This is a genomic window from Gracilibacillus dipsosauri (assembly GCF_003176895.1).
Taxonomy (GTDB): Bacteria; Bacillota; Bacilli; order Bacillales; family Amphibacillaceae; genus Gracilibacillus; species Gracilibacillus dipsosauri.
In genome coordinates, this window is sequence record NZ_QGTD01000005.1 from 483971 (window position 1) to 507464 (window position 23494).

Annotated in this window: 17 protein-coding genes; 3 read left to right on the forward strand and 14 right to left on the reverse strand. The window is 35.7% G+C overall.

Going from position 1 to position 23494, the window contains the following annotated elements:
* Positions 1-101: 101 nt before the first annotated feature.
* Both DLJ74_RS06275 and DLJ74_RS06280 read right to left on the reverse strand, forming a co-directional pair.
* The gene (locus tag DLJ74_RS06275) at positions 102-1289 is read right to left on the reverse strand and encodes a macrolide family glycosyltransferase (protein ID WP_109983789.1); all 1188 of its coding nucleotides are present in this window, start codon (positions 1287-1289) and stop codon (positions 102-104) included.
* Positions 1282-1725 (reverse strand): helix-turn-helix domain-containing protein, encoded by a 444-nt coding sequence (locus DLJ74_RS06280; protein WP_109983790.1) that lies wholly within the window; start codon positions 1723-1725, stop codon positions 1282-1284. The genes DLJ74_RS06275 and DLJ74_RS06280 overlap by 8 nt, the downstream gene beginning before the upstream one ends.
* A 158-nt stretch (positions 1726-1883) precedes the next feature.
* Between DLJ74_RS06280 and uvsE the strand changes: the two genes are divergently transcribed.
* Complete coding sequence (uvsE, locus tag DLJ74_RS06285) at positions 1884-2837, forward strand: UV DNA damage repair endonuclease UvsE (protein WP_109983791.1); 954 nt, start codon at positions 1884-1886, stop codon at positions 2835-2837.
* A 44-nt stretch (positions 2838-2881) separates the two neighbouring features.
* Here the strand turns inward: uvsE and DLJ74_RS06290 are convergent, their stop codons facing one another.
* On the reverse strand, positions 2882-3175 hold the full coding sequence (locus tag DLJ74_RS06290) for a DUF378 domain-containing protein (protein WP_054788679.1): 294 nt from the start codon (positions 3173-3175) through the stop codon (positions 2882-2884).
* A gap of 211 nt (positions 3176-3386) precedes the next feature.
* On the opposite strand from DLJ74_RS06290, the gene DLJ74_RS06295 reads away from it, so the two are divergent.
* Positions 3387-3803 (forward strand): YugN family protein, encoded by a 417-nt coding sequence (locus DLJ74_RS06295; protein WP_054861017.1) that lies wholly within the window; start codon positions 3387-3389, stop codon positions 3801-3803.
* 43 nt (positions 3804-3846) lie between these two features.
* Here DLJ74_RS06295 and DLJ74_RS06300 read toward each other — a convergent pair whose 3' ends face one another.
* The gene (locus DLJ74_RS06300; protein WP_109983792.1) at positions 3847-4239 is read right to left on the reverse strand and encodes a hypothetical protein; all 393 of its coding nucleotides are present in this window, start codon (positions 4237-4239) and stop codon (positions 3847-3849) included.
* A gap of 136 nt (positions 4240-4375) precedes the next feature.
* Here DLJ74_RS06300 and DLJ74_RS06305 point away from each other — a divergent pair, with 136 nt between their 5' ends.
* Positions 4376-4801 (forward strand): DUF2383 domain-containing protein, encoded by a 426-nt coding sequence (locus DLJ74_RS06305; RefSeq protein WP_109983793.1) that lies wholly within the window; start codon positions 4376-4378, stop codon positions 4799-4801.
* A gap of 370 nt (positions 4802-5171) precedes the next feature.
* Here the strand turns inward: DLJ74_RS06305 and DLJ74_RS06310 are convergent, their stop codons facing one another.
* The 10 genes from DLJ74_RS06310 to DLJ74_RS06355 form a co-directional block, all read right to left on the reverse strand.
* Complete coding sequence (locus DLJ74_RS06310; protein ID WP_109983794.1) at positions 5172-8762, reverse strand: DUF5722 domain-containing protein; 3591 nt, start codon at positions 8760-8762, stop codon at positions 5172-5174.
* A 45-nt stretch (positions 8763-8807) separates the two neighbouring features.
* A complete protein-coding gene (locus tag DLJ74_RS06315; RefSeq protein ID WP_054861009.1) occupies positions 8808-9728 on the reverse strand; it encodes an AraC family transcriptional regulator in 921 nt (306 codons plus the stop codon).
* 58 nt (positions 9729-9786) lie between these two features.
* Positions 9787-12084: an alpha-L-rhamnosidase-related protein gene (locus tag DLJ74_RS06320; protein WP_109983795.1), complete on the reverse strand. Its 2298-nt coding sequence runs from the start codon at positions 12082-12084 to the stop codon at positions 9787-9789.
* Positions 12085-12360: 276 nt separating this feature from the next.
* Positions 12361-13494: a substrate-binding domain-containing protein gene (locus tag DLJ74_RS06325; RefSeq protein ID WP_109983796.1), complete on the reverse strand. Its 1134-nt coding sequence runs from the start codon at positions 13492-13494 to the stop codon at positions 12361-12363.
* Positions 13495-13839: 345 nt separating this feature from the next.
* A complete protein-coding gene (locus tag DLJ74_RS06330) occupies positions 13840-15588 on the reverse strand; it encodes an alpha-L-rhamnosidase-related protein (RefSeq protein ID WP_245902276.1) in 1749 nt (582 codons plus the stop codon).
* A 111-nt stretch (positions 15589-15699) separates the two neighbouring features.
* Positions 15700-17292 (reverse strand): extracellular solute-binding protein, encoded by a 1593-nt coding sequence (locus tag DLJ74_RS06335; protein WP_109983797.1) that lies wholly within the window; start codon positions 17290-17292, stop codon positions 15700-15702.
* Between the two features lie 98 nt (positions 17293-17390).
* On the reverse strand, positions 17391-18962 hold the full coding sequence (locus DLJ74_RS06340) for an extracellular solute-binding protein (RefSeq protein WP_109983798.1): 1572 nt from the start codon (positions 18960-18962) through the stop codon (positions 17391-17393).
* A gap of 120 nt (positions 18963-19082) precedes the next feature.
* Positions 19083-19976: a carbohydrate ABC transporter permease gene (locus DLJ74_RS06345; RefSeq protein ID WP_109983799.1), complete on the reverse strand. Its 894-nt coding sequence runs from the start codon at positions 19974-19976 to the stop codon at positions 19083-19085.
* A gap of 15 nt (positions 19977-19991) precedes the next feature.
* Positions 19992-20945, reverse strand: coding sequence for an ABC transporter permease (locus DLJ74_RS06350; RefSeq protein ID WP_109983800.1), 954 nt, complete (start codon positions 20943-20945; stop codon positions 19992-19994).
* A gap of 573 nt (positions 20946-21518) precedes the next feature.
* Positions 21519-23480, reverse strand: a complete 1962-nt coding sequence (locus DLJ74_RS06355; RefSeq protein ID WP_109983801.1) for a beta-galactosidase — start codon at positions 23478-23480, stop codon at positions 21519-21521.
* Between the last annotated feature and the right edge of the window lie 14 nt (positions 23481-23494).

A 23494-nucleotide genomic window follows, 5' to 3' on the forward strand; every position in this document is an offset into this window, starting at 1 on the left:
CAACCTCTCTCTATGGAATAAATGCTTCCCTAGTTTTGGTTCATTTTAATCAAGGCATCTAGTCCAAATGCGGTTTATCCGCGTTATAAAGCACAGTTCAATCAAAGTAGACGGGAGTTGTCTATCTTATCTTGAATTACCCTAACCGCCTCCTCTACTCCACCAGAATGACGAAAGTCTTCGGCGAGCTTTTCTGCATTCTCAAGAAATGTCTGATTATTGAACATCGTATCCACTGCTTTTGCCAAATACTTTGGATGAATCCCTTTTAATTCTACTCCTGCACCAAGCTCTTTGACGCGATTAGCAATCATTCTTTGTTCACTATGCTGAGGAAATAGCACCATGGGAACACCAAAATAAAGACTTTCATGGACACTATTCATTCCACAATGTGTAATAAAAACATCTGCTTTCTGTAGAACAGCAAGCTGATCGACCTTGTTTTTTACAGTGAAATGATTGGGTATAGCACCTAAAGATTCGATCTTCGTTTTTTCTCCAACGGACATGACTACTTCATCTCCACTGTTTGCAAATGCCTTGATGCAATTTTGGTAAAATGCGTGGTTTTGATGAAGGACTGTTCCTAATGAAATATAGATAACTTTTCGCTCCTTGCTTACTTCCTGAAGTTTCGATGAGGAAGCAATAGAAGGACCGATAAATGAATATTTATTTGAAAAAGTATTCGCCATAGGTTGGAATTTTTTCGTCGTATAAACAATGGTATCTGTCTCATTATCATTTTGAATCAACGATAGAAAAGAATCTACTGGATATCCATACTTATTCAGTTCCTTGATTTTCCGCTTAATTCTTGGCATTCCAATGATCATTTTCACGATTTCTTTTATGTCTCGTTTCATTAGTTTTGCCGTATATTTATTAAAAGCAAATGTAGTAGTGGAACAGATATATGGAACGTTTAACTTATTGGCAAATAATTTGCCCCAAAAGCATAAGGAGTCAGAGATGATGCAATCAGGCTTAAATGCGGTTAGTTCTGTACAGACTTTTTCATCTAATGCGATGGTCGTATCTGCCACCATTTCAATCAATGCCGCAAAGTCCTTTCCTGCCTTACGGTCCAATTCCTTTTGTGACATTGGTGGCAAAAAGGAATCACAAGGTACGAAATAAGCCCCTGCTCCTTCTATTTTTTCTTGAAATTCCTTAAAAGAATAGTATTGAACGCTGTGACCTTGATGAACCAGCTCAGACACTACCGGAATGGTTGGATTAGTATGACCATGTGCTGGAATGGAAAAAAACACAATTTTACTCATATGGATGACCTTCTTGTGGTTCTGTATTTCGTATCATATCCGCAAATTCCAAAAAGCTATCACTTTTTAATATTGCTATACCTTTAGTTAGATCTTCACCTAGCACAATAAGCTTATCTCCTGCCAGAATCTGATACATATCTCTTGCCTGCTTCGGTATCACGACCTGCCCTCTCTCCCCTACCTTCACCACTCCAAAAAAATGCTTTCCTTTGGGACCCATCTGCTTGATCTCCTCTTCACTCACATCACTAGACAGCTGATCTAAGCTTATTTGGAAGATATCAGCCATTCTTTTGCTTTTATCAATATCTGGTAGCGCCTCGTCATTCTCCCACTTTGCCACCGTTTGCCTTGAAACTTCTAGCTTTTCGGCTAATGATTCCTGGCTCATTTTTTTTCGATTTCTTAAAGTACGAATATTCCTACCTATCATGTCACCAGCTCCTTCTATCTCAAATATATAAAAGAAAACTGGTAAAGTCTATCAACATTTCCATGCATTTTATGTTAAAAATAGTGGCAATGGTATAATGAGACCTAATATCACGAATCATAAGCATGATTACCATTTTATACTTAGGAGAGACATCGATGAAGATTCGCTTTGGTTATGTAGCTAACGTATTAGGATTATGGGATGCCAGTCCCTCGAAAAGCTTTACTTTTACTAATTATTCTAAGCTTTCCAAGCAAGAAAGATGGGAGAAGCTCCTATTCATTACAGCCCAAAACCTAAAACATACCAAGAGAATATTACACTACAATATTGCACATGAAATAGAGCTTTACCGTTTTTCCAGCTTGCTTGTCCCTTTAGCCACCCACCCGGAGGTGATGTGGGATTTTATTACCCCATTTAAAAAGGATTGGCAGGAGCTTGGTCAGTTAATGGAGCAATATAACATTCGGCCAAGCTTTCATCCAGGTCAGTTCACACTATTCACAAGCCCAAAAGAGCATGTCACGACAAGTGCTGTAATCGATATGGAATATCATTATAAGATGCTGGAAGCGATGAATGCTCACGATAAAGGGATCATTAATATCCATATTGGTGGAGCTTACGGGGATAAAAAAGCTACATTAAAAAGATTTCATCAAAACTTAAAGAAGCTGCCACCTCATATTAAAAAACGGATGACATTAGAAAATGATGACAGAACCTATAATGTGGAGGAAACGTTACATACATGTGAAAAGGAGAACATTCCAATGATCCTCGATTTTCATCATCATTTAGCGAATCAATCAGAGCAGGGGCTTTCTCACTATCTGTCAAGAATTTTTCAATCATGGGGCCATTCTGGAAACATTCCGAAAGTCCATCTCTCTTCACCCAAATCGGAACAAGCGTTTCGTTCTCATGCGGATTTTGTCGCACTCGATTTTGTTCTTCCTTTTTTTAAAATGGCAAAGGAGCTTAATCAGGATTTTGATATCATGATTGAAGCAAAGCAAAAAAATCTGGCTATGCATGCTCTAGTGGAAGAGATTTCATCGATCCGCGGTGTAAAAAGAATTTCTGCCTCATCTGTTGAATGGTAAGGCAAGAGGCTGATCCATGGAAGAATCAGCCTCTTTTTCCTTACCTACTCTTTATCTTCAGTTGTAGTAGAAATATCAGTATCTTCACTAAATTCTGTTCCATAATTTAAGCTACGTGATTCAACAGAGGCTGTATCTGTTTCTTCGTCTGATTCAAAAAGTAGGGTTAAACAATATAAACTGCTGATACCTACTAAAGAATAAATCACTCTGGAAAGTAGACTATCCTGACCACCAAACATTGCTGCAACTAAATCAAATTGGAAAAACCCGATTAATCCCCAGTTGATACCACCTATAATAGTTAAGGCAAGTGCTACGCGTTTTAAGGTATTCACTTGATTACACCTCCTAACCAACATATTTTATAGAAAAGAAATGGATTCATTTCTTCGCCTTTATTTTTCACTATTCCTAAATATTCATACGAAAGCTAGCACACATAATAATAAATTTATTGAAAATCGAAGCAATAAAAGGATTTTTGAATGATTAGGGTGGATGTGTTCATAATAATAAATAGTATATTGGAGATAGGGGAGATTTCTTTTGATCGAGTTGCAAACAGAACTTGAAGGCAAAAAAACATTTTATGGGAATATTCAAAAACAATCGAGCGGGCTTAACTTTACATTAGGAGAAAACTGGGACTATGATAAGGGATACTTGGATTCGCTTCTATCGAGAAAAGAAGGGGAGTCCATTTACCTGCGCATACCTTTCCATGTTCTAGAGGGTGAACTTGAAAATCCAAATGCTTTGATCGAATTTGAAAGACCTTTCGTGATCAACCACGTTGTTCGTCTAGGTTTGGACGATACTGCGAGCGGCGTGACGACCGTTTCTGGTCTAAGCCAATTCCAACATCCTGTCGATAAGGATGGATTGATTGACGATGAACATAAGTGGAAGGAAATTGGAGAACAGGCTGTGCAGCAATTAATCGCAAGTGTTAATTTGAGGTAGCTTTACTGCTATGTAAATAACTCCCTCCTTGAAAGGAGGGAGATTATGGGTTTATTTCTTTGACGGAAATGGCTTGTGTTAATTTATTTGTTTTACATCCTTCAAAGTCCTTCTCTTTCACTAAATTGACCTTAATCGCGGCTTCTAATTTTTCTGTATCTGGTCGTTTCACTAGAAAATCTGCTAAATTTAGCTCTTCCAATTTTTCGACCGTTTTCTCTTCATCATACTGAACCTTTGAACGAATGACCCGTTGAACTTTATATTTTCCATGCCTTACCTCGCCCTTTTGTTTTTTTCCAAAGGTTTCATCTAAGTATTCATGAAGCTGTTTTTTTATTAGATTTAATTCTTTTTCTATTGTCTTCTTCTCGATATTTAGATCAGCATACCGTTTTAAATATTCCTCGGTTATTTCAAAGGACTCCACCGTCATCGTCTTCCCCCCTAATGTCTAGATATTCCATTATATGAAGATAGATGGGGATTATGACTTGTCCATTTACAGTATAAAAAGAGATTTTATAGAAAAAATAGGGTTATATTATGTGAAATACAGGAGGCGAATCAAATTGGATAATCAAAAGGTTATAAATGAGCTTAATGCCTATTTAAAGGGGGAATATATGGGGATTCATTCCTATGAACAGTACATCCATCATGTAACAGACCCTCAAATCAAAGCAGAGCTTCAGCGTATTCAGCAAGAGCATAAAGAACATGCCGCCAAAATAGCCGAACGAATTCAGGATCTTGGTGGAAAAGCAGTCGATGATACTGGTGCAATCCTAAGTCTGAAAGAAGGAATGATGAAGCTAAAAGGCATCCCTAATACCATAGAAGAAATTTTAGAAAGTGCGATTAAAGGGCAAGAAATGGGAATGAAAATGACTGAAGAAATCGTTCGAGGAGATTTAGATACCGACAGTAGAGATTTAGTAGAGGAAAATTTAAATGAGGATCGAGAGCAGATTGATCGGTTGAATAGGCTTGTGTAATGAAACTTTATCAGTGGGGTTGCCCCACTGATTGTTTTTGTTTTTTTAAAAGTGCACCTGGCACTTATTCCATGTATACTGGGGTCTATTAGTCATATATTGAACACTCTGGCCAATGCTTGCATGCAAACTGGGTTATATAATCATATATTGGACATCTGGACCCCCTGATCGCTTGCGAGCTGGGATATATAATTATATACCGGGCCTGTCCTGCTAATGAAGGAGATAGCCAAAATGGAAGTGAATGACGTTTTAATATTTACGATTTCACTAAATAATACATCGTCATTCGTCATAGGAAATAAAAAATCGACATTCACCCTCCTAAATCAGTGAATGCCGATATCTAAGAAGGACCCCTAGTATCCTAATCTCTTTGTGTGTGGAGTACTTTCTCTTTCACTGAAGAACGGTATTTAAATACCATCTTTAAATTATCTTCAGGCAAATTTACTTCATCTACAGTTAACGTGAATACCTTGCTTTCCCCAGGTGAAATACCGTGAACCTTTAACTCATCTTCATCAAAAGTAATAAAATCAGACTTTTCTATTATCACATTCCCTTTTAATTCAGCTGAGTCATTGTTAGATACTATAATTTCGATTGAATCGCCATTTTGAATTGATGATTGAAACCCATCTATGTCAATTCCAATATTTGTCTTACCACCTTGAGGTACAACTTTACGTGCAAAAGAGATTTCATCTATTAATACAGATCCATCCCAATTATTTAATGTAGAGGATCTTACCCATACTTTAATTCGGTCAAGCGAATCAAGGCCATCCCAATTATTTAAGTTTAAGGCGATGTTATTCCAATCACTATTATGTTCAATATCAAAGTATCCTTCCGCCACATTTCCCCCACTATAAACTTTTACTTTTGCTTGATAAGTCAGTGCTTTGTCCATATCAGGAACCTTTAACGCTAGATTCAAGTATGGTGTGTTGGAAACATCCAATGGTTCTTTTAGGTTAAGCGTTGCTCCACGCCACAACGATGCTAAAGAATGAAAACTAACCTGCAGTGATCCAGCTCCATTGAAACTATCTTGTTCATTTAAAAAAACTGTTTGGCTATTATCAGCTGCTTCCCAATTACCAATATCTTGATCAAAATTATTAATAACATATGGTTGCAACGGTTTCTTCACTAATTCTACCCCAGCGAATTCTGGTAATTCTCTATCAGCCAATTGGGTTGAGTCAAAATCCGGTATGACATCCTTCCAGTTTTCAATTCCAATAATGGATTTAGCAAACTCAGTAACCTCTAGGGATTTTCCTGTATCGATATACTTGAAAACATCGTAAATATATTTTTTCTCATCTGGTGTACTTATTTCCCCTTCAGCTGTCGTCCATAGGCCTAATTTAAGCCCACCTTCTTCAGCATGGTCGGTATGTCGGTGAAGGATAAAGGAATCAATTTCATCTAAAAATTTCACCTTATAATAAGCGTATGCATAGGCAGCTGCCTGAACCTTTTGTGCTTCTTCTGAATTATCTCCACTGTGAAAGCCTTGCTCTGACAATATAATCCGCCTTGGGTTATCTTCATACAACAATTCTTCTTGGTTCATATATTCAGATAATACTTGAAGATTCTTAAAGGTAATTACATCTGTGTTGAAATCATCTGTTGCTTTATCATCATTCCAGAATCTTGGTTCGAATAAATTTTGCGGATATGGGTGAAACGCTATATGCCAAGGGATATCGCCTTGAGATTTGATCCCTTCATTTAATAGATTAATAATTTTTTTATTATCATATTTCCACGTTGAATCTGCTGGAATGTTTTCATCCCAAAAGTGATCTAAAGAAATATAGGTTCTAGCATGTGCATAGTGACTTTTCACAATAGTGTTAGTTAGTCTTAACGTTCTCGCATACTCATCTACATAGTCCCAGACTAATTTAGGACCCATATTATTCCAAACCTTATTTTGTCCAACTTCATTACCAACTATATAGTTAACCGCACGGCCATACTTTTCATCTTCCCTTGTATAACGTTCAGCTAGAAAATTTGTTATTGCACTATAATACTTCGTGCCTATTTCATTTTTTGTATTTACAGCATACACTGTTCCACCTGGTTCCGCGTCTGGGTGGATCAAAAATTCATTAGGTGTATCCTCATTCATTCCTGTGTTATACATTATCAAGATGAGAGAAACAATCATGTTATTATCAGACATGCTCTTAATCTGATTATCTAAGCCTAGCACATAATCCTTTTTAAAATAGAAGGTTTCTCCTTCAAACTCGTATTCTATTGTGTTATTAGGGTGATTATCGCTACGATAAAGCATTAGATCATACGCCACATTAATGGCTGCATGACTGATACCTAATTCTTCTGCATCATCCGTCATCTGTACTTGAATTCCTTTTTTACTTTCTGCTTCTGGAAAAGGAAAATCATTCTGAGCTAATAGTTCCGGATTCGTTACATATTTAGCATCATCCACTAAACTATATTCTCCTTGTTCATTTTGTAACACTGCCACAAATTTTGAATAGAGTCGATGATTATCACCATCAGTTAGTGGAATTTTAAACGAAAATGTCGAATTTACCGATTTTTCTGCGATTGGCGTAACTTCCTCCCACCCCTGTTGTTTATTTTCATATGGTGCCAATTCATATAAAAACAATTTGGCATTTTTGTTATTGTTTACATATTCTTGGTTAACTGTTCCTTCAATCCTAATTGCTTCATTATTTGTTATGACACTCTCATGAATTTCTCCCTTGTAATCTATTAACTCTACAGGCTCATAGTCAAATTCTATTTGATTAATCACTAATTCTCCACCTGCTTGATCAACCATTGGTTCGATTCGAAATTGTTTAAGTGTACCCCGCCATAAAGATTTATCAGCAAAGGAAAAATCAATTGTTTGCAAACTTTCTGAGGGATCAACATCAAATATTTTAGATTTTTCAGCATCCCAATTGGGCTCTTCTTCTGTTATCCAAGAAATTTTAAACTTGTTTGCGTCTGTTTCGTTTTTCATATTAATCGTTAATTTATTTCTCAATGATAAGTCTTGTTTGAAAACCGGTGAATAGAGTGATGGATTTTCACCAGTTACATTCATGTATAAATTACCACTATGCACATCTAACTGACTAGCTTCACTCGTGAAACCTTCTTTATCTCCAGCAACTGAAAATGTCATATCTATCATACTTGTTGCTACTAAATAATCAATTTGAAATTTACCATCCCAATGATCATATCCCGGCCCTCCTGGTTCTATCCCTTCCAGATCAAAGTTTTGCATATAAGAAATTTCGATCTTTGTAATAGCATCTCGATTTCCCCAATCTTTCATATCTAACAAGAAGGTATTCCATTGATCTGAGTTAATCTGCGCAATTCCCTCATAGGAATCTTGATTACTATGTAACGTTACCTTAATAAAATAATCAACTGGTTGCCATCCCCAAGAATTAGCAGCTAATGCCAAATAATTATGATCTGATAAATTTAAAGGTGTATCAAATTCACGATATATGGTACGCCATTCATAAACTTTTACTAGTTCGGGTGTCTGTTCAAGAGCACCAGATCCCTCGTATACGCTATTCGGTCCATTTGCAATACTTGTTACATAGTTGATTTCCTTTGAATTTTCACCTGCTTGCCATGTAGCTACATTTTCAGCTGAATTGAAATCATTAATGACCTTACTTGGATATATCATGGATGCATCCATAATATTATCAGTAGTTTTTAAATCTTCATCATAAGCTCCAGCAAATACTGGTATCGTACTAACGGAGAACAAAACCAATATAAATATTAAGAGTAACAGCTCTTTAAAATGAAGTAAGAATCTTAGAGGAGTTGTTTTTCCGGATAATAATAAAAAGTTAGATTCTTTTCCAACTATGGCATTAGGTAACAAAAAATCATTTAAAGATTGATTATTCTTCATAAGTTCCCTCTTTCCTATTAAATTTCCACTAGTTTTTGACATCTATTAATTAGTGTAGGTCAAGCTACCATTATATTTTTTATAATAACCTGGTGAGCATCCCACTTTTCGACGGAATAAACGGCTAAAAAATGCTGGATCATCATAGCCTACCTTCATGGCAACATTAATCACTTTATCATCTGAATGCACAAGGTAATATTTCGCCTTATCAATTCTGATTTGATGTATCATTTCCGTCACTGTTAGTCCGGTATGTTGCTTATAAATACGATTTAAATGCCTAACACTTATATTAAATACATTAGCTACAACCGCAGTTGATATTTTTTTATTGTAATATTGCACTAAATAATGGTTAATTTTTTTAATTAGCAATGCTCTTTCATCATCTATTTGATTCGTTTGAAAAGTTTTGATGCATTTTGAATGATTATGATTTGGTATTCTAGATAACAAAATTAGTATTTCAACAAGACGTAGCCAGATTATGGGTTGCGATCCAAGCGTGTTGCTATCTAATTCCTCTTTCATACTAAGCAATATCCGTTTTATATTGTTAGCATTATGCTTTTCGAGTTTGATAGGTATGTTTAGCTTTTCTTTATTATCTAATAATGATTGGATGTCAAAACTATTAATAAAACTTGATGAGCTAAAGTCTGCAATATATGTTTGTTGAATCAGTTCAGGTGGAAATTTACATTTTATGATTTCGAGTTCATTAGAGGATGTCACAGAAAAAGTATGCCGTTCACCTGGATATATAATAAAAATATCATCAGCAGATAAGTATTTGCTGTCTTGCCCTTCCACATCATGCTTCATACATCCATTTACAACGTATACTAACTCAACGAACTTATGGTTGTGAATGGATGATATATTTTTCTGTTTATCTGTAACATCTTCAATCCAAATTGGATAAGCTGTATCGTTCATATACTCATCTTTGCTAATAATCATTTTAATCACTCTCCCTAGTATAACTTCACAATTATAAAGGTTAGATGGGTAATTCTTTTCATGTTATTCCTTGCTGGGCATTTTCGTATAATTCTCCATTGATAAAAACAGAAATGTTATCATCAAAAACTCCTTCCCATTCTAATTCTTTTGGAATATTGCAGTGATATTCATAATTATTTTCATCTATTTTGAACCATGCAATTGCTATGTCACCATGTCTAGTAGGGATCATACCTTTCACATTTTTTAATTCTCCAATATAGGGATGTAGCATTACTTTCTTTAAACCTATTTTAGAAATATCAACTCCTAAAATATGTTGATTTAACAAATATCCCGGGGTTGATCCCCAACCATGACATTGACTTACTGGAATGTAATCCACTAAATAAGTTGGTGTATGCCCCTGAAATTCATGAGGAATGGTACAACTAGGTTTGTCAGGATCAAATGCTTCCCACCAAGTGGTTGCTCCTTGCTTTAACATACTCCCCCAATATTTTTTCATGTGAGACATTGCCAATGCATGATAATTAAGTGAAAACAAGCTTTCTAATAAAATATGATAGAAAAATGGACCTTTTAAATGTGGAAGTGTATCTTTGATATAATAATCTTCCACAAATCTTTCTGCCTCTTGCCTTGTCATAATTCCAGTCCAAATCGCAATAAAATTCGTCTGATACGTAATGGAATTGGACTGTTCATCACCTACTAAACAATCGACAAATACATTCTTTTTCTCGTTCCATTGATATGTTCTAATACTTGTTTTCAAATCATCAGCTTTTTCTATCCAGCGTTGTGAAAGATTATGATGACCTAGTATTTTTCCCATTTCACTTACAATTTTCAAAGCTTTATAATAGAACATAGAAATAGCACTCACTTGACCCCTTTTATCAATGTAATCCGCCCAATCAACGAAACACCAAAACCCGCGATCCTTATCAATAGTAAATAAACCTTTTTCTGTTTCGTGAGATTCGAACCAAACCATTAGCTGAGTAATGGTAGGCCATAATTCTTCTAAAAATGCTTTATCTCCAGTAAATTGATAGTAGTCCCATACACCATAGACCCAATGAGCACAAAAATCTGGTAATAACATTTCATTACGCTCTGGTCCGGTTCCAGGTAATGATCCATCTTCATTTTGAATACGAGCAATTTGTCTCAAACATTTTTTAAGTAAAGCTTCATCACCAAAAACTTGATAAATAACCCTTGCCATGATAACAGCATCAACAACCCATAAAGCCCTCTCCCTTAAAGGAGTATCTTCAAGATGATCTTGACTATTTATTTTCGTCGTATACACACTCACATCCCATATTTCATTCAATAATGAATCATTTGATAGAAATACGCCTTGCTTCTCAAAAGGATAGTGCACCAAATTGATTGCAACTTTACTTACTTTAACTGGCTCAGGAGTTGCCTGTATCACTACTTTCATATAACGGAATGCACGTCTCCCAAAAGGCTGCAGCTTATTAGTGCCCTTTTTCAAAATGAAAGTATCGTACAAGCTTACGTCTAAGGATTCTCCATAATATAGCTGCAATACACCGCCTTCAGGTACTATCAGCTCCAAATTAACATAGCCAACCATCTCTCTAGTAAAATCATAGGTTATCGATGGCATAGCTCCTGGCTTAGATGCATCAAACAAAACTTCCTGCAAAAATGAACACTCTGTTGTCATCTTGCCATAATTTTCAGACATAGCTACGATTTCCTTCGGGTAAGCGTATTCATTATGAAGAAATGGAATTTCTCTTGGAATAAGATTTTTCCAAGGAGAATCTTTTGCATTTACTTTTGCAACAACATCGGCCTGTGACCAGCTAGAATCATCATATTCCAACAAATGCCAATCATCTTCTCGGTTAGCTAAATAAACTTCTTTATATCCATTCCATTTGTGTTGTCTGCTTACATCTTGCACCCATCTTTTTGATTGACGACATTTCCACGATTGATCTGTCACCAATTCATAATTACCGGTATGGAATTGTAAATAGAATCCACCTGGTCCTTGATATTGTTGTGTAACAATATCCTCACTTCCAAAGTTATATACTAACGCTGTAATAATATTTTCTTGTCCCATCATTAAATATTCATGGACATTATATTCATCATAATATTGCCATTCATTATCAGATGGAGAGGGACCACGACCAATTCGATGACCATTAACCCATAATATGTACTCCTGATTAGCTGAAACTTTAATAATCGCGTTCTCTTCTAATTGGTTAAGCATGAAACACTTTCTAAATTCCAAGTAAACGTTATCATTTCTTTGTAATAAATGATGCCAAATCCATTTTGCATTCCTATTCATAGAAGTTAGCCTCCAACCTCTTTATTAAGTATATGTTTATATAATAAAGTATACTTAATTGTTTGTAAAGTATTTTTTAGATTTTTGTACCTGAAATATAATTAATTGTTGAAAGAAAAGTAGACTGGCAATACAAAAATGATTTCATTTCCGATTTATTATCATTCTAACTAGAGCTAGAGTTATTTATGCCTTTTTAATATACGCAGTCATACTTTATTTATTGGAGCGAATGGACAGCGTATACTATAAACAGAAATAAAAAATCCAGAGATTTTAAATTTCTCCAGATCTTTTTATTTCAGATAGCATTTTTGTACTATCTCTTACTATTAATTTAGGATAAATCTCATCTTTTATTAACTCTTTATTATTATTTTTATCTAACATCGCGTATTCTTCTAATAATTCAACTGACCTTTTTCCTAAAGTATACGAATTTTGATTAATGGTTGTTAGAGCAGGTGAATAATACTTACTTAATTGAAGATCATCTATGCCTACTACACTAATATCTTCCGGCACGCTTAATCCCGCATCTTTTATTGCTTCAATAGCACCAAATGCTTTTAAATCACTAGTTGCAACAACTGCTGTTGGGGGATTATTTAATGCTAGTAAACGTTTCATACCTTCAAAACCCATTTGTTCTGATTCGTGCTCCCCACTAACAATCTGTATATTCTCCGATCTAAAAAGAATTTGATGATGCGATAATGCTAATTTATATCCTTCTAGTCTCAACATAAATTCTTGGTTCATATCTAGGAGCGAATCTCCTGTAAGAATAATTCCGATATTATGGTGTTTGTGAGCTATCAAATGTTGTGTCGCTAGATAGCCGCTATTCACATTATTAACTACTACATATGGAATTTCTAAATGAGGATAATAAAAATGCGACGTAATAAGTGGACGCCTTTCTTGCTTCCATTTATCTAGTACATCTAAGCTAATGCCGTCACCTTTTCCATCATTCAATATGATGAGTCCGACACCTTTTTCATTAGGTGGTTCACCATTGCGGTGGTAATTCCACATTTCAAATTTTATATTTTTCTTTTCACAATCATGATGAATTCCTTCTAATAAATCAACATAAAAGCGATGGGATAATAATTGAAAAGAGACTTCCGTATGCACATAGTAAATTTTGGTGATTTTATTTTGTTCACTTTCCAATTGATTTTTCAAGGATGGATTTACAAAGGATCCTTTCCCTCTAATCCTCGTAATAATACCATCAGTTGCTAGTTCAACTAACGCTCTTCTTGATGTTATTTCACTCGTATTAAACATTTTCGCAATTTCAATTTGTGTTGGTAATGGTTTATCTAGAGGATATTTATCATTAATTATTTGTTCCTTTAATGTTTTGTATATTATTTCATACATTGGCTTTTTATTCATTCTATTCACCTCTTAAATAAAGTATACTTTATTATCATTAAGAGTCAATCAAAACAGATTAATAAATGACTTGCATTAAAGATATACTTTAAAAAAGACTACATAGTCATGATAAAAATAGTCAACGATTACTTGCTTCATCTGTTTCTTTCGATCAGCTTTGATCCTTATCGCTCGTCAAATCCAGATTGTTTGAAAAAAACATCCCATAGGACCTGAAGGAGACAGCATCCGTGTAGCGCTACAATTTTTTAAAACTTGCATTCGTTTATCTCTATCATAGGCATAAGTTTTCCTTATACTTTATATTGGAAATTTTTATTAAAAGTAAATGATCAAACACTATTAATGGTTTTTAACGATTACTTCTGCATCTTGAGGGCATCTTACTTTTATACCTTTTGGAGCTTCAATGTAACTTTTCACTACTCCCTCTACTTTTAATTCATGCCTCACAAAAATATTCCCTTTAGGCGTCGGATAAGTTCCCTCCACCCAATCTAAATCTCCAAGCATTGGCTTGATTTCAATCGTTTTACAACCTGCTTCTATTATCCTTATTCCCAGTACAAACTCTGAAAGCCATGCTGTAGGACCAGATGCCCACCCATGACATAGGCTATGTCGGTATTTAATATAACAATGATCACCATATGTACCATGCACATCTACCTTACTATCATCTTCTGTGACAACTTCATCTATTTTGGCAGCATCTTGAAGCCATTCAACATCAAAATCTTCCCAGAAGGTTGTGGCCCCTAAGCTTAACATGCCTCCCCAATACTCACGTATAGTCTCCAGACTACCGATAATATCACCAGCATGCACCCGTGCTTTTAAAACATAATATCCGAGAAAAGTTGAAATATCTTTAGCACCATCAATAGAAAGAACTTCTTCATTGATAGAGTTTTTGTCGACAAGCCCTGCTAATGACATCAATGCTGCAGCTTGCTTACTTTGACCATGTTCAGGTACATACTTTCTCAGAAGAGCTGCCGACTCCAAATATCTTTCAGCAAGCAAGGATTCATCTAGTTCTTTGCATAGCATAGCCCCCGCCTCCATTGCTAAAATGAGCAAACTATGGACACCTGCATCTACAGCCTTTGTATTACTTGTCGATGGCCAATCGATGAAAGGATTCGGCGTCGTATTTCTACCATTTTCTAAAATAAACGAATCTAAGAAAGACAATAACGATAATAAATAGTCTTTTTGTTCTTTTAAATACTCTACATTACCATTTTGCATATACCAATCCTTTTGAATAAGTATCCACCACATAGAATACGATGGAATGCCGTTCATCCAGCCTGGGATTTTAGTCTCATCACGGATTAAATCTAGACTTCTAGGTACAGAATCATCATAGCCGAACACAGATTGGATTGTTGAAGTTTCTGGGTGCATATCACCGATCCATACGAGACGATCACGCTTAATTCCGTCCCATAAATAATTTTGCATATTAAGATGGACCGTATACGCTCCAGTTTGCCATATGTTATTTAACAGATCATCGTTAGATCTAAAGCTTCCTTTATATTCAATATCTTGATAAATGAATACAGCTCGAATTGATTTTAAATCTACAAAACTAGCTTCATCTAGTAAATCAATCCGTACAAACCGAAAACCAGTATTCCCAACTTCACTCATGCCCATAAAGCTTACTTCAACCTCTTGATCACGTATGGCATGATCATTCGTTGAATTATTTTCCCCCAACTCACTCATTGCCTCCATCGCAGACTCACCAAATCTTACTCTGAGCCTTGTCTTCCCATTCCCTCCCTTCCATGCAAGGATTTGTATTCCGCCGTGGAGCTCGACGCCGAAGTCTAGCAAAAGACCAGCTCTATTCCCATTATTCGTTAACCTACATGCATTACCAGTATCTAAGGTAATCTGGCCACTTCTTTTTTCTAAAAGAATTTCTTCATTTTCAACTTGTGCATCTATTCCCTCCGTTTTCCAAATCACTCGTTTTGGCATTACATACTTTCTTACACGATTATCATTGTCGATCCTATTTAATAGATCTAAATCTAGTATATCCGTTAGTTTTCTATGACCATATTCATACAAATTTTACTCCTCCCATCTATTAAACTGCAATCAGTGGGGAAATCTTCCCCACTGATTTTTCATGTGATTCGTTATAACAAATCTTACTACATATTCTATAAAACACTCCCGTTATTCAACCGCTTTCCAACGATCATAGGCATCTGAGTGTATTTGAATATACTGCTCCATCCCCATGTCCTCTAATGTATCAAGATACTCATTCCAATCATTTTCTATCGATGCACCACCTGTTATAAATTGCGCTTCCATTTGTTCCACATAGTCCTCAATATCTGTTCTAAATGTATTTAAAGTTTTTATTTCATCTTCCGTAAAGTGAACATGAGGAAACATAGGTTCAGCAAATGGCTTAATATTTTCCAGTGTTTGTTGCATAATATGAGCATCTTGAGGATCTGTTTCTTCCTGTTTATACAGCTGTAACTCTTGTATGTGATCATGTGTTCTAGGTTCGGCAACACCTAGTGGCTTAATTTTACTGATGAATTCATTTCGTTCCATACCTTCAGGAGTTAAATATCTTATCCCTTGTTTATCATCTATATATTCAAAATCCTCGCCTTCAATTCCATAATTATATAAAATGGCTCCTTCATCACTGTACAGATAATCAACCCATCTAATCGTTGCCTCTGGATGTTCATTCACATTCGTTATGGCGAATACACCTGGTTGAACGAGTGAAGTTCTCGGTGCTATTTTTTTATTACTAACTTCAGAGGTTAATGGAGAAAGCGCAACATAATCTTCATTTTGTTCAATACCTACTGTTAAAAATGGCCCTCCATCATAAAAAACTCCTAATTGTTCGTTTGCCCCTTTCGCATTTACATGTTGCTTGTCTTGTGTAAAGGATTCAGAATCATAAAGGCCCTCCTCAAACAATTTGTTCATAAAAGTCAGGTAATCTCTATATTCTTCCTCCATTGGTGCAAATCTCACGTCACCCGTTGTAACATCAAGATGTCCTGTAAATCCAAATGCAGCCTGAATAACATTATGCACATTTACATCCTTAGAACTTGCCATTGGTATTTCATCTGCTTTCCCATTTCCATTAGGGTCTTCTTCTTTAAAAGCTTTCAAGACAGAATATAGATCATCGATTGTTTCCGGCATTTCTAAGCCTAATTTGTCTAACCATGTTTGATTAATCCATAACTTTTGATAGGATAAAAATCCTAATTCTGAATCAACGAAAGGTAACGAATAAATATGACCGTCAGCTGCAGTGATGGACTTACGAACTTCTGGTTTTTCTTCTAGCATCTTTTGTAAGTTCGGACCATGCTCTTCAATTAGTTTTTCTAACGGTATTAGCTGACCTTCTGCACCATAATCTGCCTCTTGCTCTATCGTTAGCCCCATCCCTAGTAAGACATCTGGGAGGTCGTCACTAGCAAAAGCTAAATTGAGTTTTTCTTCCATACTTTCAGCACTTGGGTTATTAAAGTGAAAACCAATATTCGTTTTTTCCTTTAAAACTTGAAAAACTTTTAATTCGTCCCATGGTACTGTCTGGTGTGGCGTAGAGGGACCCATCATGATTAACTCTATTTTTTCATCAACAATTGGGTAGCCCTCTTCATTAAATATATCCTTATTTAAATCGGAACTTGTTTCTTCCTGCCCTGAGTCTGAACAGCCTGACATAATAAAAACACTCATAACAAAAGCGAAAAGTAGATGCTGTCTTTTCAATGTGTTATCCTCCTATACTCAATGGTTAATCTCTAACAAAACCTATTGAAACTAACACCGCCAATTGACTCCTTCCATTTGTGACCACTATACTGCTTTTAGTTTTCTCGCCACGTATCATAGGCTTTTTGGTTAATTTCTACTAAACGGTCAACATTCATTTGCTTTAAAGTATCTATATACTCTGGCCATTCATCAAAAGAAACATCTCCTACAACAAAGCTTGCTTGCATTTGCCCTACATACTTTTCAATGTCACTTTGAAGTGCTGATACTTCATTTCTTTGTTCTGTAGTTAGATATACATCTGGAAAAGATATAGTAAAGTGTTCTTCATATTTCTCTACAACTTCTTTGTCAATATTATTGTTTAATGGAGAATCTTCCTTATGGACCCATTCCTTGGACATGTAATGTGGCACAAAAGTTCCTGCTGCAGGTGTTCTTTCTGCATTTGCTTCGGCCATGCTTTTCCCTTCAGGTATAATTTGCTTCCATGATGTTTTGGTTTCATCGGTCCATTCCCAGTCTTCCCCTTCAATACCCCCTGTTGTTCCAATAAATACACTACCTTCTTCTGAATAAAAATAATCAACCCACCTCATCGCTGCTTCAGGATTTTGAATCTTATCTGTTAAAGCAAATGTTCCTTGAACTACGCCTGAAGTGGATGGCCACATTAATTTATCATTTATGGAACTCGTTAATGGAGGTAGTGCTACGTAATCCCAGCTCTCTTCTTCCGGAACTTTTAAAAATGCACCTGCATCCATAAATAAGCCTAAACGCATATTTTGCCCTTTAGCATTTAATTGTTGCGCATCCTGTGTAAATGTTTCTTGATCTAATAACCCTTCACTATAAAGCTTGTGCATGAATTTAAGAAATTCTTTATAATTATCCATTGCTGGAACGAAAACAACCTCATCATTTATTACATTTAAATTGTTATTTCCGAGATAACCAAAGGCACCCATCAATCCATACTTAATATCATCTAACCCTGATGATCCAACAGGTATAATTTCTGAATCCTTTTCATGAAATGCTTTCAAGATTTGATATAAATCCTCAACTGTCTTAGGCATATCCAATCCAGCTTCATCGATCCACTTTTTATTAATCCAAAGCTTTGGACCAGTCAAATCCCTCGGCACATCGATAACAGTAGGAAGTGCGTAAATATGTCCATCTGGTGTGGTAATGTTCCGTCGAAGATCTGGATTTTCTTCTAATAACTTCGAGAAATTAGGAGCATATTCTTCAATTAAATCCTCCAACGGTAGAAATATGCCTTCTGAGCCATATTTCATCTGATCGGCAGTACTTATAGCTCCTCCAAAGAAAGCATCTGGATAATCTCCACTAGCAAGTAAAAGGTTAAATCTTTCTGTATAGCCATCTCCGGAAGGTGTTTCCCACTCAATGTGGATATTTGTCATTTCTTCATATTCTTGAATGATTGACATATCCTTCCATTCTGCTTGGATAGGGTTTTTTTGACCTACCATTTCTATGGTTATTTTTTCATCAACTATAGGAAAACCAGTTTCATTAATAGTAACTTGCTTATTATTATCTGTATCATTGCCCATTTTGTTTGAATCGGTACATCCAATTAAAGTAGCAATTACAAATAAAACAGAAAATAAAACATACCATTTTTTCAACCTTCTCACTCCCTAATAAATTGTTCTTACTTTGTGCCAACACCTTTATACACTTATGCCTCCTTTTCATAAGCTCTTTCTTTTCTCTAATAAACGATATATAGTTGTAAATAAGACCTCTTACTCTTTAATTGAACCAACTAATACACCCTTCACAAAATACTTTTGAAGGAATGGGTAGACAATGAGTAATGGAAGTGCTGATACGATCATTACTGCGTATTTGATTATATCAGCAATTCTAGCTTGCTCTGCAAAGGATTCTAAATTTTGGCCAGACATCATCATATCCACACTCATTTCATTCAAAATTAATATCTCACGTAAAACTAGTTGTAATGGGTACATACTTGAATCGTTCAGGTACATGAGTGCATTAAAATATTGATTCCAAAGCCCAACTCCATGAAATAATGCCATTACAGCTATAATTGGCGTAGAAAGAGGTAATACAAGCTTAAAAAATATATAAAAATCTGTTGCTCCATCCATTTCAGCTGCTTCTACTAATTCGTTGGGAACATTTTGCTGAAAAAAAGCTCTCGCTACAATGATCGACCATACTCCAAGTGCATTTGGCAGAATCATTGCCCATGTAGTATTAATCATGCCTAAATCTTTAATTAATAGATACGTAGGAATCAACCCACCGTTAAAAAACATGGTAAAGAGAAAAAACCACATAATCCCTTTTTTAAAGGGAATATCTTTCCTTGAAGTTGCATATGCACAAGGTAAAAGTATAAACAAATGTACTAAAACACCACTAATTGTGTAAATAATTGTATTTTTATAGCCGTTCCAGATATCTGCATTCTGAAACACCCGTTCAAATCCTTCGAAGGTAATATCCTTTGGAAATAGCCACATTTCCCCTGAATTTACTAAAGTAGGGTTACTTATTGATGCGCTTACAATATACAGTAATGGATAGATAACAATGGCAATAAGAAAAATAATAAACAGTGTGTTGAAAAAGATAAAAACTTTGTCTGCTGCACTTTCACGTTTCAATTCCTTCACTCCTTTCTACCAGAGACTATTATTGGTTGTTTTTTTAGCTATATAATTAACGGTTACAAGTAAGGTCAAACTGATAAGTGAGTTAAATAAGCCGACTGCTGCTGAGAAACTATACTGTCCTTCAAGTAACCCTGATCGATAGACAAATGTTTGAATAACATCAGAGGCTTCCATATTTAATGGATTTTGTAGCAAATACACTTTTTCAAATGCAATAGCCATTAGGTTGCCAACTTCTAGTATAAGCAATATAACAATTACTGGGAGTACCGCTGGAATGTTAATATGTAAGATTCGCTGAAAACGAGTGGCCCCATCTACTGTAGCTGCCTCGTGAAGTTCCGGGTTTACACCAGCCAATGCTGCAAGATAGATAATTGCTGACCATCCCAGATTTTGCCATACACCTGATTGTACAAATATCGTTTTAAACCATCCAGGCTCAGCTAAAAAGGCAATTGGTTCCATTCCAAAAAGACCGAGAAAATTATTCACAATACCTGTAGAAGGACTTAAAAAAGCGACTAGCATACCTGTCATTACTACGACAGAGATAAAATGTGGTGCATAGGTAATCGTTTGTGTAAATCGTTTAAACATACTACTTTTTATTTCATTCATTGACAATGCCACGATTATTGGTACTGGGAACATAGCCAACTGATAAGCACTAATCAAAAGTGTGTTGCTTAGAATGTCCCAAAAATAATAGGCATTAAAAAATCGTTCGAAATGGTCAAAACCAACCCATGGACTTCCTAGTATCCCAGCTGAAGCACTGTATTCTTTGAATGCGATAATCACACCATACATAGGGTAATAATTAAAGATTGCAAAGAAGACTATTGCTGGCACCATCATGGCATAAAGACGCCATTTCTTTTTCATTTTTTTCCAAACTTTTGCGGACGGTTTAACAGATACTATTGTTTCTATTTCAGTCCCAGCTTTTGTTGCCATTATTCTTTCACCCCTTTTTATTATTGAGTACTTAATAATAATACATGATAGTGTTTATACCCATCATCAAGTCATCTAATACTACTTATACTTTGTGCTAGGCATTAACTTTTCGAGTAATTAATCCCCCTTACAGTCATGCTTATCTATTATCTGTAATCGCTTACTTTTCCCATGAGATATTTTTAAAACCTAACTAAATATTACTTCATTCCAAATAAGCAATCATTGTCCCGTCCGCCAAGTTTAATGGTCATTTCGGTCATGTTAAGGTGAGACAGTAATCAGCGGAGAGATGTTTCTCCACTGATATCAGCACTTGCAATATCTCCTTGATGGAGAATTCGTAGAAGAAATAGATTGGAGTGTGAGGGAGACTAAATTATGAGCTACATATAAAACAGAAATACCTCTTACACCATCACCTATGACGGTATAAGAGGTATTCTATTACAATTTTTTAGCGTGAATTTTGACACATGGGAAACAACCATACCATAAAAATGCTAATGGGAACGACCGATTAGTTCAAAAGGTTTCTTAAATCGGTAAACTAAAAGCTATACGAATAGTCTAAAAACCTGTCTTTGCAATAAATCTAGGAACCACAGAATATGGCTTTTTGCTTCGTGCTCTCACTTCATAAACATTCTCATGCGAGATAGTCAATTCTTTCATGAAGTCCTCATATGGCTGTTGCGCTACATCCACGAGTCCGATTTGATAATTCTCTCCGTCAAATCTCCCTAGAACAGGCTGATCATTATATTGAAAATAGTGAACACCAATGAGGCCTGGTACTGAAGCAGCCTGCTCCACATAATAACGGTAAGCCTTTCCTCTCTCTAATTGATTCTCTGTCGCTTTTATTCCATAAGCTGGTAGACCTACGTCCGCTCCTCCAAAATGAAATTCACCAATAATAACGGGGATTTTCAGCTTTTTGCTAATGGATGTTATTTGTCCTTTATTCGGTTTATCTTGATAACAATTAATAGAAAATACATCAAATAGCTCACAGCCCTCTAACAAACTCTCACTAGAAATCCATGCATATCTTATTCCCATATTCAAGTGATTTGGATCTACTTCCTTACAGCAGGTTAATGGAATTTCAATATATCTTCTTATCATTACCTTCTGAAAAAATACAAAATCTTCTCCCTCTATCACCGATTTTGGCAATTTGAAAGACTCTGATGAAAACAGATCTTCGAAGGAAGTCAAATTAGTCTGCCATGCCTCATTTAATCGACCAATTTCGACATACCTTTTTGCTAAATAGTCTACAAATGCTCTTTTACAAAAACTGGTTTCTCTTTGATTGATCATTAGTTCTACCAAGTTTAACTTATTGATAAACGCCCAATGTGGCTCATTGCGCATAAAATATCCAACCACTCTACGATCATCTCGTATTTCTTCAAGTTGTCTAGCAAACTTTCGAGCATTATCTTGATATGCTGGATCAAAAACGTCTGGAAAATCTCGATATATCTTAAGAGATGTTTCTGGGAAATCACGCATTTGGAACACATAGGGAAGCTCTGAGAAGGAAATAAAGTGATCGTCAGACCAGTTGCCAATTGTGTTGAATTTCCATTGCTTCAATCTTTCATTGGTTAAAAACATCCATTTGTTATTCCAATCCTCACCGAAAGCTCTGATTAAATTCGCTATATGAAAATCAAAAGCTTCTTCATCAAATGCTTCGGTAAACCTATTATCTCCGATAGGAAGTGATGGTAATAGATTTTCCATTCCTTTTATTTTCATCGGACTATTTGGCCGAACACAATTTACACCAATACTAAAGAAAGGATCACCTTCGGGACTAATTAGCCACCAATTAGTTCCATCATAGTCTGTACGAAAAAAACCGTTTGACGCAAACTTGCGCTCACCATCAAAGAAGAAAGGTCGTTGACGAACCTTTGCCTCTTCATAGGCTTGTATAAGCCTCGCTTTTAATTGTAGTGTACTTCCTATTCTCCCTAGCCATTCTCTGAAATTATTTTGGCCCATTTCATCGATATACTTCATTTCTTTCACTTGGCATTCTGGCTCATTGGTGAGTAGCTCTATGTTCGAAATCATGAATTTTCTTGAAAACCGAGAGGAGGGTGTCTCGATATAAACGGAATCGATGTATTCTAAATCAACAACAGGATCACCTCTTAAAACGGTTTGCATCACATTAGGATAACGCTCAAGAAACAGCTTTTCCCCGTTCAATGCGCTTAGCGGAAGACAGATTGTTGTCAGAACATGAGGTAGAATCCCAAAGTGAATTTGTACAAACCTACCGCTCCTCTCTTCAAATCGACAGATGATCACAAGAACATCCTCTGATTCATGAAACACGTCAGCAACAAAATATTCATTTTGTAAAAAGGCGTGCTTCGAAATTGCTGTCAGATCCAATTGAAAGCCACCACCATTACAAGAAGTAGCGATACTTAATGAGACATCATCCATATAATCCACTACTGTCTTATTAGACAAATTTATTACGTGTTCCTTCAAAAACTGCATTTATCTCAACTCCT